Genomic DNA, 12895 nt, shown 5'->3' on the forward strand with positions numbered 1-12895 from the left:
GTATATTGTATCATTTTTTTTTATATAAGTATAGGGCACTTGACAAAGCTCGTTTATAGAAAAAAATAGTGAAAAATCTGCATAATCATGGTAAAATGGGAAAAGGGAATTACACTATTTTGGCAAGGATTATTTCAACCGTACTTTACACAGTAGGACTGCTGACTCTTATTCAGGGCTGTCGCATGTTCCGCAAAGAAATCCGCAACAGACAATGCCGGCTCTACGGAATATGCGCTTTTTTCAGTGCACTCTGGAGTTTTTCCTTTGCCCTTATGTGGAACAGCACAAATCCTGAACATGCAAGAATTTTCCGCGCTGCCGGAATGATTGGTGTGTTCCTGCTGTTTGTATTTATCACCACCTTTATGACGCATTACCTTACTTCGCACAAAGCGTTCAAAAATTATACCAGAGTGGTAACTTTTGTAGGATGCGCACTGTGGCCTTTTATAATCGGTCCCAACAGCGTCACTTATTTTTCTACAAAAGCCGGAATGTCCTACACCTTTATTCCAAACATATTCAATACGCTGTACAATATTTTCTGCGCACTCATCGGACTGAACTTTTTTATTCTGCTTATTTTAATGCGTATGCAGGCAGGAAGAAAAAGACTGCGCATTGTTGCAGGAAAACTGGCAATCTGCTGCATCGTCATTATGATAGGAATGATTTTTGACACACTGCTTCCTGTCTTTGGATTCACGGCAATTCCGACCAGCACCTTTACGCAGGGAATAGGCGTTTTAATGGTAGCCAGTGTTCTTAAATTCCAGCTTGCATCTGAAATAAACATAGAAAATATTTCAAAATACGTTTCCAATTCAGTAAGCACGCCGATTCTTTTCTTCGATGAAAAAGAATATCTTTCCATGGAAAACACCGGTGCGCGTGAATTCTTCGGAATGATAGAAGACGATTTAAAGCAGAGCAGACTGTGGGAACTTTTTTCACTGCCCGTCGACTGTCTTACATTCAAAGGCGATAAAAGCATACGTGAAGCAGAATGCAAAATAAACAACCGTTACTGTTCAATTGAAATAAACAGAATCACTGATGAATACGGCGACACCAGCTGCTACATTGTAATCATCAACGACCTGACCGAAAAACGCGACTACATCGTAAGGCTTCAGGAATCTGAACGCAAGGCAGAAAGTGCAAACATAGCAAAATCAAATTTTCTTGCAAGAATGAGCCACGAAATAAGAACTCCGGTTAACGGAATAATCGGAATGAACGAAATAATTCTTCGCGACAGCACTGATGAAAAAACGCTCGAATCTGCAAGAATGGTCGCTGTATCTGCACACAATCTGGTTGAACTCATAAACGATATTCTTGACATTTCAAAACTCGAAGCAAACCGCATAATGCTCAACAATGACGTTTACCAGCTGCCCGATTTGTTAAAGGAAATAAAAGCTGTTGCCGAAGTAAGGACACGCACAAAAAAAATTGAATTCAAAATCTGCATAGAAAATAAAGTACCTGTTGAACTTGACGGAGATGAAAAAAAGATGCGTCAGGTTCTCATGAATCTTGTAGGCAACGCAATAAAATACACACATCAGGGTTCTGTAACGGTAAGCGTGGGTTCGGTTTATGCAAACGGTGAATTCTTTCTGCGCATAAGCGTAAAGGACACAGGAATTGGAATAAAGAGCGAATACACCGACAAAATTTTCAAAGCCTTCGAACGCGGTGAAGGAGCAGAAAACAGCGGAATAGAAGGAACAGGACTGGGACTTTATATTGTCAAAAACATGCTCAAAATCATGAACGGAACAATCAGCGTAAAAAGCGAGATCGGTAAAGGAAGTGACTTCTGCATTGAAGTTCCGCAAAAACCAATCGGCAGCACAACATTTACTTCACTCGAAACTGCACCGCGAAAGTCAGACAAAGAGCTTCCCAAAATAAACATTCATATTCCTGACAAACGCATTCTGGTCGTAGACGATAACGAAATAAACAGATTCGTTGCAGCAGAACTTTTATCCTATACCGCGGCAACCATAGAAACTGCAGCAAGCGGAAGAGAATGTCTTGAAATGGTAAAGCGCAACAGATACGATTTTATTATGCTTGACCACATCATGCCTGAAATGGACGGAATACAGGTTCTGCAAAAACTCAAAACCATGGAAGGCAATATGAGTTCAAAAGCAGTTGTAATTATTCTTACGGCAAATGCAATTCAGGGTGCAAGGGAAGATTATCTTTCAAAAGGATTCGATGACTATCTGTCAAAACCGATTGATATTGTTCAGATAGAAAATGTCCTTAAAAAATACTGCGCTTCGTCAAATTGATTTTTTTCTTTAAGCGGAATATACTTTGCGCATGATTTTAACTGCAACTTTTTCCAAACCTGCAAAAAACTGCGCAAAGCTTCTTGGCCGCGATTACATAAGAATACGTTTCTGGCGTTCAACACGTTCTGCCCTCAAACCGAATGCCCAGTACGATGCTGAATTTTTTACAGCAAAACAGTCATTCAGAAAAACACTAAGCACCGTTGAATTCGAAGAGTTCGTAAAGACACATGCAGGAACGACTTTCAAAAACGTAACGCAAAAAACAGAAACAGAAGAAATCACAATTCTTTCAAACAGACACGGCGAAATAAAAACTTTGCGCAAACCGCTCAAAGACAATTCTTTTCAAAACAAGTCCGTGCTTTCAGAAAACCGCAAAAAAAATTATATAATCAAAGAAGACATTCCTGTTGCGTTTCTTGTACGACTTGGTGTAATGAACACAGACGGAAAAGTCCTCGCACAGAAGTACGACAAATTCCGCCAGATAAACCGCTTTCTTGAATTCATAGATGACATTATTGACAGCGTAACTTCACTCTGCACCGACGGCACTTTTACAAAAGAACGGCCGCTTCACATTGCAGACTTCGGCTGCGGAAAATCTTACCTTACTTTTGCCGTATACCACTTTCTTACAGAGATAAAAAAAATTCCTGTAGAAATCACAGGCCTTGATTTAAAGGAAGATGTTATTACTGACTGCCAGAAACTTGCACGCGACTGCGGTTACAGCGGCCTTAATTTTTATGTCGGTGACGTTGCAAGTTTTACATACACGCACGAACCAGACATGCTCATTACACTTCATGCATGTGACACAGCAACAGACTATGCAATAAGCTACGCGGTCAGTCACGGAGCAAAAGCAATACTTTCTGTTCCATGCTGTCAGCACGAAATAAACACACAGCTCGACACAAAAGCAAAGTGTATTCCGCCGCAAAGTCCGCTTGCTTCCCTTTCACGCTACGGAATAATCCGCGAAAGAATGGCCGCACTTGCAACAGATGCCATACGCGCCGAACTTCTTGAACAGAAAGGCTATAATGTACAGGTAATGGAATTCATTGACGCAGCGCATACACCAAAAAATCTTCTGATAAGAGCCGTAAAAAAAACGCGGGCAGCAGACAGTTCACAAACAGAACAGTCACGTACCCGCGTTAATTCGCTTCTTTCAGAAATGAAAGTTTCGCAAACACTCAACAATATTTTTACAAAATGTACTTCTCAATAAAGTCGCCCACACCGCTTTCGTCATTGGTTTTGTCAGTGACAAAGGCGGCGATTTTTTTCATCTGCTCAAGACCATTCTTCATGACAACACCATAACCGCACTCACGGATCATGTTTTCATCATTCATGCTGTCACCGAAACCCATCGTACATTCAACAGGAATATCCAGGCGTGAAGCAAGCCATTTAATTGCCTCACCTTTTCCGCAGTTCGGAGGAAGCACTTCAAGAAAGTACGGCTTGCTTGTAAAAATTACAGCACTTTCACCGAACATAGACTTGAGTTTTTCCTGCAGTGGCACAAGCTGTTCAGGCTCTCCGGGAATGAGCATTTTTGGGAACGGCTTTGACGAAAGAAATTCACGGTAGTTTTCCACCACTTTTCCCTTAAGTCCGCAAAGGTCAACATCAAGCCTTGTCCACTTTGTTTCTTCGCGGTAAAAAATTGTGTCAGGAGAATAAACTTCGCTCCTGAAGCCGGCCTTTTCTGCCTCTTCATCTGCACGAAGCAAAACGTCGGCCTCTACACTCCTGCAGTAAATCTGCTCGCGTACATGAAGGTCAAACACACTGCATCCGTTTATTGCAATAAGATAGCGGCCGGCCTGTGTTCCGGCTATGTCAAGACGGCGCACATACGGTAAAATTCCGTCTTCTGCCCTTCCCGAACACAAGACAACGTATATTCCGCGGCGGGCACATTCTTTGAGTACAGCAACATTTTTGTCACTTATCTTTCTCTGTGAATCCAAAAGCGTGTCGTCAAGATCAAGCGCAATAAGTCTCACATCAAGTTTTTTCTGTTCTAGTCCGCTCATTTTTTTCCTATCTTGTAAGCTTGCGGTACATAGTTTTGTGAGGACGGTCTGCATCATCACCAAGCATCTTGCGGCGCCATTCAGCATATTCAGACCAGTTGCCTTCAAACCACTTTACTTCACTGTTGTTTTCAAAGGCAAGAATATGAGTACAGATTCTGTCCAGGAAGTAACGGTCATGGCTTACAACAAGAACGCAGCCTGCAAACTGGTTGATTGCTTCTTCAAGAGAACGTGTAGTTGCAATATCAAGATCGTTTGTAGGTTCGTCAAGAAGAAGAACGTTGCCTGCTTCTTTGAACATCATTCCCATGTTGAGTCTGTTTTTTTCACCGCCCGAAAGCACGCTTATTTTTTTATTCTGCTCGGGTCCGTTAAAGTTGAACCAGGAACAGTAAGCGCGACTGTTTACTTCACGGACTGCTCCGTTTACAGGACGTCCCTTTTCGTCAACAGCGCCAAGCCTTACCAGATCTGCACCACCCGAAAGCATTTCCCAGACAGTCTTATTGGGGTCCAGTTTGCTTCTCATCTGGTCAACATAAACAAGTTTTACAGTTTCGCCAATTTTGATTGTTCCAGAGTCAGGCTTTTCGTCCCCTTCACCTGCAGCAGCAGAAATCATTTTAAAGAGAGTGGTTTTTCCCGCTCCGTTCGGTCCTACAATACCAACAACAGCACCGGCCGGAATATTAAAGTCAAGGTTTTCAAACAGAAGTTTGTCTCCGAAAGATTTTGTAAGTTTGTCTGCAACAACAACTACATTTCCAAGACGCGGTCCGGCTGGAATAGAAATCTGGCTGTCGCGGAGTTTTATGCGCTTGCTTTCTTCGGCAAGAAGTTCTTCGTAGCGTGTAATATGTTCCTTGTGCTTGGCCTGCCTTCCCTTTGCGCCTGCATGAATCCATTCAAGCTCTTCTTTCATTTCGCGCTGGCGTGTGGAAGCCTGCTTTTCTTCAAGTTCAAGTCTCTTTTCCTTTGCCTCAAGCCATTCAGAATAATTTCCCTTGAACGGATAACCTTCGCCTCTGTCCATTTCAAGAATCCAGCCGGCAACGTTGTCCAAAAAGTATCGGTCGTGGGTAATAGCAATGATTGTTCCCTTATAGTCGCGCAAATGACGCTCAAGCCATGCTACAGTTTCGGCATCAAGGTGGTTGGTCGGTTCATCAAGAAGAAGAATATCCGGCTGCTGCAGCAAAAGTCTGCAAAGTGCAACACGGCGTCTTTCACCTCCTGAAAGAACATCAACAACCTGTTCGGGAGGAGGACAGCGCAATGCATCCATTGCAAGTTCAAGATTTGTTTCAAGGTTCCATGCATCGGCAGCATCAAGCTTTTCCTGAAGTTCTGCCTGTCTTGCACAGAGTTTGTCAAAGTCGGCATCGGGATCACCGAATGCTTCATTTACCTTGTCAAATTCCGCAAGAAGATCTGTTATTGGCTTAACGCCTTCCATTACAATTTCACGAACAGTTTTGCCTTCGTCAAGATGCGGTTCCTGTTCAAGATAGCCCATTGTGTATCCGGGAAGAAGCTGCGTTTCACCGGTATAGTCTGTATCTGCGCCTGCAAGAATCTTGAACAAAGAAGATTTACCTGCACCGTTTTCACCTATGACACCGATTTTTGCGCCGTAATAATAAGAAATGCTTATGTCCTTCAATACGACTTTAGTCCCGTAAGCGCGGGAAACCCTGTCCATTGTGTAAATGATTTTCTTGTCGTCTACTGTCTTTGCCATGCGGTAAGTATATAGAAGAAAATAATAAATGTCAAAGTTACCTCTAAAAATTGCAATTTTTGGAGCCTCCCTTATTAAAAAAGTTTGAATTCCGCTAATGAATTTTTATTTTCAAGCCGCGCAAAAAACTATAGACAAAAAAAATCAATGCGATATATTCAATGCTATGAAAGAACTTAACGCAAGACAAAAGAAAGACGGAATGGACATGACAACTGGGGAACCATTCAAGCTTCTCGTGATTTATTCTTTCCCTATTTTACTCGGAAGTCTTTTCCAGCAGCTCTACAATATGTGTGACACGATAATTGTAGGCCGCCTTCTGGGACCAAACGCACTTGCCGCAGTAGGAAACACCGGGCCAATGAACTTTCTGGTACTTGGTTTTCTAAACGGAATGACAAGCGGATTTGCTGTAATTACAGCACAGCGTTTTGGAGCACAGGATTCACACGGACTCAGAAGATCCGTCGCAATGAATGTTATACTCAACATTGCATCAGGAGTGGTAATAACACTTCTTGCGTGCGCGTTTACAATGCCAATTCTAAAGGCAACAAACACACCGCAGGAAATAATTCAGGAATCCTTTGACTACATTTTTGTAATTTATCTGGGAATAATGTCAATGGTTCTCTACAACGGATGCTCATGTGTACTGCGCGCAGTCGGTGACAGCAAGACGCCGCTTTATTTTCTTGTAGCGTCTTCCGTACTGAATATAATTTTTGACATTCTGTTCATTGCACAGTTCAAAATGGGAGTAGCAGGTGCAGCATGGGCAACAGTAATCGCACAGGCCTTAGCCGGAATTGCATCTTTTGTGTGGATTCTTATCCGCTATCCCGAACTTCATCTTTCCCGCGAAGACTTCAGTTGGAATTCAAAATTCGCATTAAAGCATCTTAACATTGGAATGAATATGGGATTCCAGTTTTCCATTACCGCAATAGGCGTTGTAATTCTGCAGGGTGCACTAAACAACTTTGGCCCGACAAAAATTGCAGCCTTTACTGCAGCACAAAAAGTTGAACAGCTTGTTACCGTTGCCGCCGGCGTTATGGGAATAACAATGACAAACTTTGCAGGACAAAATCTCGGAGCCGCAAAAATCGACAGAATAAAAGAAGGCGTTACAAAATCAATTGTAATAAGTGTCGCTTTTGCAATTATTGCAGCAATTCTGGCATGTGCATTGAGTGACCAGATGACAGCACTCTTTTTGGACAGGGCAAGTATGGATGAAGCGCGCTGGAATGAAATTCTTGATGCATCAAGAACATATCTTCGTATATGTTCTATCTTCTTCCCCATTCTGTTTGTGCTGTTTATTTACAGAAATACACTTCAGGGAGTTGGCCGCGGTTTCTGGCCGCTTATGGGCGGTGTATTTGAACTTGTGGCACGTACTGTTGCCGCATATACCCTTCCTGCAGTAATGGGCTTTGCGGGAATATGTACAGCCGAGCCTTTAGCGTGGATTGCAGCAACAGTTCCGCTCGGCATAGCATATTACATCATTATGTCAAAGTTCAGAATAACGAATACGGCAGAATAAATTAATGTCTGATATTTGTTTTTGCAAGCAGTTTGTACTGACCTTCGGTATTGTAGAGGGCCAGTACTTCTGTAGCAAAATTTTCTTCAAGAACACTTCTGTAATTTTCTATCTGTGAAATGTAGTTAAGCGTAATCTGCGGTGTACTGTTGCGGCGTACTTTGTTTGTTCCGGCATTGTACATTGCAAGGGCTGCTATTTCGTTACCTGCATTGTTAAGGCAGAATCTCAGGTGTGCAAGTCCGTAATGTGCCGAAGTTCTTGCGTCGTAAAAATCTCCTTCGTTAAGCTTCGGAAAACTGTTGTTGTTAAGCTGGAACAGCCCCCGGTCAACACTGCCGTTTGTGTTCTTGTGTACGGCATTTGTTTTGTAGCGGCTTTCTGTATGAGCCAGCGCAAATGCAAGCGAAAGAGGAATATCATTTTCGTCGGCAGACTTAAGAATTGCCTGTGCTGTTTCGCGGCTATTTGTAATGCGCGAATAATACCACTCAACTGCGGCTCTGCTCTGCGGCTGTCTGTAAAGAACAAGTCCGGTGTCAACTCTGTCAGAAAAATCCATTACAACTTCGGGAAGTTCCGGGTCCGAAAACAAAGTTTCGTAGTCATACTCAGGTTCCTGCTGTGACTGTACTTCAGATACGACATTTTCAGAAACGGCGTTACCTGATTCAGCAGGAAGAAAAACAAAAATGCAAATACATGAAATAAGAAGAAACAAACTGAAAGCGACGGTACCCGTAACAAATTTAATAAAATCGTTGCGTTCAAAATCCATCTAAAAAACCTCTTGAAACAAATTGCTTCATTCTCTCCTCTAATTGGAGTATTTTGACATATTTACAAAATTTGTTCAAGAGAGTGTATTGAAAAATAAAGAAACAGTATGAAAATAGTGCAAATATTGCGGTTATTTATCATTTCATACTGTTTCTTGCACCAATTTTTTCAGATTTTACCTGCTACGGCCGTACAGTTTTGTATAAAACTCCAGCGTTTCCCAATTCTGCGCGTCAAACAGTTGTTCAGAAGATGCACGCCACTTCCAGTTTGTTCCCAGAGTAGACGGCGTGTTCATGCGTGCTTCAGAGCCAAGCCCAATCAAATCCTGCATTGTAAGAACACAGGTATTTGCTACACTCGAAAGTGCGGCAATCATCATTTCACAGCGCAAAGAGTCGGCATTGTTTACCCTCAGATAAGTCATGGCTGTTTTTACATCTTCCGGGGAAGCTGTTTTTGACCAGCCAAGAATTGTATCGTTGTCATGGGTGCCTGTATAAACCACGCAGTTTTTGTCGTACTTATACGGAATATAATCACTCTGTTCGCGTGAGTCAAATGCAAACTGCAGAAGTTTCATTCCCGGAAACCCACTGTCCTTAAGAAGAGCCTTTACGCTGTCTGTAAGAAAGCCCAGATCTTCTGCAATTATGGGCATTTCACCCAAAGAAGATGCAAGCGCGCGGAACAGTTTCATTCCCGGCCCTGTGCGCCATTTTCCGTTGCGTGCATCCGGTGAACCAAACGGAATGCAGTAATATGAATCAAAACCGCGGAAGTGGTCTATGCGCAGAATGTCATAAATTTTAAGGCTCATTTCCACGCGTTTTTTCCACCAGGAATAATTGTCTTTTTCCATAAGATCCCAGTTATATACAGGATTGCCCCACAACTGACCCGTCGCAGAAAATCCGTCAGGAGGACAGCCGGCAACTTCTACAGGATTGTAATTCTTATCAAGACAAAACTGGTCAGGAGAAGCCCATACATCAGAACTGTCTGCAGAAACATAAATGGGAATATCACCGATAATTTTTATTCCGCAGTCATTGGCATATTTTTTAAGTGAGTTCCACTGCTTAAAGAAAAAATACTGGAGCATTTTATAATATTCTGTTCCGCACACACATTTTTTCTTCCAATCGCAGAGTGCACTTTCTTCGCGGCGTTTTATTCCGTCTTCCCATGTACCAAAAGCTTTTCCGCCGTGCTCATCTTTTATTGCCATAAAAAGTGCATAGTCTTCAAGCCAGAACGCATTTTCGCGGCAGAAGTTTTCAAAGTCAGCGGGAATATTTTTTGAAAAATGTTCATATACCGAGCGGAACATTTTGCCGCGCTTTTCGTACAAAAGTCCGTAGTCGACATTGAGTTCGTCACTTCCCCAGTTTTCATTTTCTATTTCATCAGAAAAAAGAAAACCTTCGCTGCAAAGAATTTCGGGGTCAATAAAATAAGGGTTTCCGGCAAAGGTAGAAAAACTTTGGTACGGGGAATCACCAAAACTTGTCGGACCTACAGGCAAAATCTGCCAGTAACTCTGTCCCGACGCTGCAAGTCTGTCTACAAACGCACGGGCTTCTTTTCCCATAGTTCCTATTCCGTATTTTCCCGGAAGAGAAGAAATGTGCATTAAAACACCCGAAGCTCTTTTTTTTAATTCATTCATTTTATTTTTCCTGTAGGCAAATGCATTTAACGCTTTCACCCTCTATAAATTCAAACGGAATTGTTCTGTGAACAGGTTTCACGCCTTTTTCGATGCAGTCAATAAGAATGTCCAGACCGTTCTGCGAAAGTTCTTCTACTTTCTGCCTTATCGTTGTAATTTTTGGGCAGTAGTATTCAGCGATGGGAATTCCGTCAAAGCCTACAACAGAAATTTCTTCCGGTACAGAACGGCCCATTTCCTTCAATTTTCGGCACGCACCTATTGCCATAACATCTGACATTGTAAAAACAGCGGTTATGTCAGGGCACTTTGACAAAAGGTCTTCCATAGCAGCATAGCCGCCGACAAAGGAATATTTTGCGGTTGCGTACATTTTGCTGTAGTCAAAGGAACATCCGGTTGCATCCATTACTTCAAGAAAACCCATGTAACGGCGCAATGACGTATCTGAACTTTTTATATCACCGCCTATTACACCAATCTTGCGATGGCCGTTGTCTACAAGATACTGTGCCGAATAAGCAGATGCAATTATGTCATCGGTGCTTACACTCGAAAGATTTATGTTGTCTGTGTTTTCGGCCATATTGGAAATAATTACGCAGGGAATGTGTATCTCTGAAAATGCATCTTTAAAGGTTTCGGGGTTTCCTCCCAAAAAGATCATTCCCAAAGGTTTCTGCTCGTAATAAATCTTGCGTGCTTCAAGTGCTTCGTTATCGTATTCATCAAGCACGACAACATTTGTATTGTAAGGAAGCTGTTCCAGTCTTTTCTGAATTATTTCAAGAAGTGAATTCAGCAGAATACTGGAACTTCCCTTTACAATTATCACGATAAATTTTCCGTCCTGCATCTTAAGCATACGCGCATTTCTGTTCAGAACAAAATCATATTTGTCTACAATTTCAAGAACTTTTTTGCGCGTCTTTTCGCTTACATCAGGATGGTTATTCAAAACACGCGAGACGGTACCGACCGCGACTCCGCATTCCCTGGCAATATCCTTTATGGTCATAGAAAATTAACCCTTAACAGCTCCAGCAACAACCCCCTTGATAATATACTTCTGTGAACTTATATAGAACGCAATAATCGGAATAATAGCAAGAACGAGCATAGCCATGAATCCGCCGTAATCTGTAGAACCGTAAGCGCCCTGCATTGCAATCTGAATGGCAACCGGAACAGTCTTGTCGTCTGTACCAAGAATGAGGTAAGGAAGAAGATAGTCGTTCCAAACCCACATTGCATTAAGAATTGCAACAGTAATTGCAGTCGGCTTCAATACCGGGAATATAATCATAAAGAAAGTCTGAACAGGATTACAGCCGTCAATTTCTGCAGCTTCTTCCAGTTCAAGTGGAATTCCCTTTACGAATCCGCTGAACATAAATACAGAAAGTCCTGCACCAAATCCAAGGTAAACAAGAACAATTCCAAAAATATTGTCAAAGTTCATTCTGTTTACGACAAAAGTCATCGTATACATTACCATCTGGAACGGAACAATCATACTGAACGTAAAGAGGTAATAGAGAACCTTCGTAACCTTATTCTTAACGCGCACCAGAAACCATGAAGTCATTGCAGTGCACAGAATAATCAGTGCAACCGAAGCTATTGTAATAAACAGCGAGCGCAAAAATGAAACAAAGAATCCCGAAGTCGTAAGTCCGTTAATATAGTTTTCGAATCCTGCAAAAGTCTCGCTGGTAGGAAAAGAAAACGGCGCACTCGAAATATAAATTCTTGACTTAAACGAATTGAGCAGAACCAGAAAAATAGGAATAAGAAATACAACCGCAAGTACAATAAGCAGCACAGTAAAAATCATGTCTGCTGCGTGTTTTCTCTTGAAAATCATTGTTCAACCTCCTTTTTGTTTGTTGCCCTAAGCTGAACAAATGCAATAATAGCAACGATGATAAAGAATATAACTGCCTTTGCCTGACCGACTCCCTGCCAACCGATGCGTCCGTAGAACGTATTGTAAATATTAAGGGCAAGCATTTCTGTATTTTTTTCAGGAGCACCCGCCGTAAGGGCAAGGTTCTGGTCAAACATTTTGAATGTGTTTGTAAGAGTAAGGAAAGTACATATTGTAATCGACGGCATAACCATCGGTATTTTCACTTTGAAAAGAGTAACAAGCGGGGAAGCGCCGTCTATGGAAGCAGCCTCGACCAGATCACCCGGAATATTCTGAAGTCCTGCGATATAAATTACCATCATGTAACCAATAAGCTGCCAGTTTGTAAGAATAACGAGTCCCCAGAAACCGTACTGAGCCTTGTATGTAATATCAATTCCAAACGGAGCAAGAATACCATTAATGAGAAGGTTCCAGATGTAACCCAGAACAATTCCGCCAATGAGGTTGGGCATAAAGAATATTGAACGGAAAACGTTTGTTCCCTTAAGTCCGCGTGTAAGAATAACCGCAAGTGCAAAGGCAAATACGTTTACAGTAACAATCGAAACAACTGTAAACAGCGCAGTAAAGCCCAGCGCATGAGTAAACTCACTGTCAAAAGTAAATGCCTTGATATAATTGTCCAGACCAACCCACTTTGCATTTGTAACAGTTGTAAACTTTGTAAACGAAAGTCCTATTCCCATCAAAAAAGGAATAATAAAGAAAAGTGTAAATGCAATCAAAGTAGGAAGAACAAAGAGCGGAAAATATTTATTCATCGATTTTCTCATGTTACTATCCTCCAAAAAAAATACGCAGTGCAAATGAAGTGCAAATTA

The 12895-nt window shown here is 41.9% G+C and carries 10 protein-coding genes; 3 read left to right on the forward strand and 7 right to left on the reverse strand.

Annotated features, from left to right (window positions below):
• Positions 1 to 95: 95 nt before the first annotated feature.
• Both IWA51_RS10850 and IWA51_RS10855 read left to right on the forward strand, forming a co-directional pair.
• On the forward strand, positions 96 to 2318 hold the full coding sequence (locus IWA51_RS10850; protein WP_198442427.1) for an ATP-binding protein: 2223 nt from the start codon (positions 96 to 98) through the stop codon (positions 2316 to 2318).
• A 31-nt stretch (positions 2319 to 2349) separates the two neighbouring features.
• Positions 2350 to 3564 (forward strand): class I SAM-dependent methyltransferase, encoded by a 1215-nt coding sequence (locus IWA51_RS10855; protein ID WP_198442428.1) that lies wholly within the window; start codon positions 2350 to 2352, stop codon positions 3562 to 3564.
• Here IWA51_RS10855 and IWA51_RS10860 read toward each other — a convergent pair.
• Positions 3542 to 4381, reverse strand: a complete 840-nt coding sequence (locus IWA51_RS10860; RefSeq protein ID WP_198442429.1) for a Cof-type HAD-IIB family hydrolase — start codon at positions 4379 to 4381, stop codon at positions 3542 to 3544. The two genes, IWA51_RS10855 and IWA51_RS10860, sit on opposite strands and share 23 nt — an antisense overlap.
• A gap of 7 nt (positions 4382 to 4388) precedes the next feature.
• Positions 4389 to 6125 (reverse strand): energy-dependent translational throttle protein EttA, encoded by a 1737-nt coding sequence (gene ettA, locus IWA51_RS10865; RefSeq protein WP_198442430.1) that lies wholly within the window; start codon positions 6123 to 6125, stop codon positions 4389 to 4391.
• Positions 6126 to 6291: 166 nt separating this feature from the next.
• Between ettA and IWA51_RS10870 the strand changes: the two genes are divergently transcribed.
• Positions 6292 to 7683 (forward strand): MATE family efflux transporter, encoded by a 1392-nt coding sequence (locus IWA51_RS10870; protein WP_198442431.1) that lies wholly within the window; start codon positions 6292 to 6294, stop codon positions 7681 to 7683.
• A gap of 1 nt (position 7684) precedes the next feature.
• Here IWA51_RS10870 and IWA51_RS10875 read toward each other — a convergent pair whose 3' ends face one another.
• From IWA51_RS10875 to IWA51_RS10895, 5 genes are all read right to left on the reverse strand, one after another.
• Positions 7685 to 8461 carry a transglycosylase SLT domain-containing protein gene (locus IWA51_RS10875; RefSeq protein ID WP_198442432.1) on the reverse strand — a complete coding sequence of 259 codons (777 nt, stop codon included), beginning with the start codon at positions 8459 to 8461 and terminating at the stop codon, positions 7685 to 7687.
• 177 nt (positions 8462 to 8638) lie between these two features.
• Positions 8639 to 10135 (reverse strand): 4-alpha-glucanotransferase, encoded by a 1497-nt coding sequence (gene malQ, locus IWA51_RS10880; protein WP_198442433.1) that lies wholly within the window; start codon positions 10133 to 10135, stop codon positions 8639 to 8641.
• A 1-nt stretch (position 10136) separates the two neighbouring features.
• Positions 10137 to 11156, reverse strand: coding sequence for a LacI family DNA-binding transcriptional regulator (locus tag IWA51_RS10885; RefSeq protein WP_198442434.1), 1020 nt, complete (start codon positions 11154 to 11156; stop codon positions 10137 to 10139).
• A gap of 6 nt (positions 11157 to 11162) precedes the next feature.
• Positions 11163 to 12005 (reverse strand): carbohydrate ABC transporter permease, encoded by an 843-nt coding sequence (locus IWA51_RS10890; RefSeq protein ID WP_198442435.1) that lies wholly within the window; start codon positions 12003 to 12005, stop codon positions 11163 to 11165.
• Positions 12002 to 12847 (reverse strand): carbohydrate ABC transporter permease, encoded by an 846-nt coding sequence (locus tag IWA51_RS10895; protein ID WP_198442436.1) that lies wholly within the window; start codon positions 12845 to 12847, stop codon positions 12002 to 12004. The genes IWA51_RS10890 and IWA51_RS10895 overlap by 4 nt, the downstream gene beginning before the upstream one ends.
• Between the last annotated feature and the right edge of the window lie 48 nt (positions 12848 to 12895).

The sequence above is a fragment of the Treponema peruense genome, from assembly GCF_016117655.1.
Classification (GTDB): domain Bacteria; phylum Spirochaetota; class Spirochaetia; order Treponematales; family Treponemataceae; genus Treponema_D; species Treponema_D peruense.

Coding starts and splice junctions, on each gene's coding strand:
- IWA51_RS10850 (WP_198442427.1), top strand. CDS start 96: ATGGGAAAAGGGAATTACACTATTTTGGCAAGGATTATTTCAACCGTA.
- IWA51_RS10895 (WP_198442436.1), bottom strand. CDS start 12,847: ATGAGAAAATCGATGAATAAATATTTTCCGCTCTTTGTTCTTCCTACT.
- IWA51_RS10885 (WP_198442434.1), bottom strand. CDS start 11,156: ATGACCATAAAGGATATTGCCAGGGAATGCGGAGTCGCGGTCGGTACC.
- IWA51_RS10870 (WP_198442431.1), top strand. CDS start 6,292: ATGAAAGAACTTAACGCAAGACAAAAGAAAGACGGAATGGACATGACA.
- malQ (WP_198442433.1), bottom strand. CDS start 10,135: ATGAATGAATTAAAAAAAAGAGCTTCGGGTGTTTTAATGCACATTTCT.
- IWA51_RS10890 (WP_198442435.1), bottom strand. CDS start 12,005: ATGATTTTCAAGAGAAAACACGCAGCAGACATGATTTTTACTGTGCTG.
- ettA (WP_198442430.1), bottom strand. CDS start 6,125: ATGGCAAAGACAGTAGACGACAAGAAAATCATTTACACAATGGACAGG.
- IWA51_RS10875 (WP_198442432.1), bottom strand. CDS start 8,461: ATGGATTTTGAACGCAACGATTTTATTAAATTTGTTACGGGTACCGTC.
- IWA51_RS10855 (WP_198442428.1), top strand. CDS start 2,350: ATGATTTTAACTGCAACTTTTTCCAAACCTGCAAAAAACTGCGCAAAG.
- IWA51_RS10860 (WP_198442429.1), bottom strand. CDS start 4,381: ATGAGCGGACTAGAACAGAAAAAACTTGATGTGAGACTTATTGCGCTT.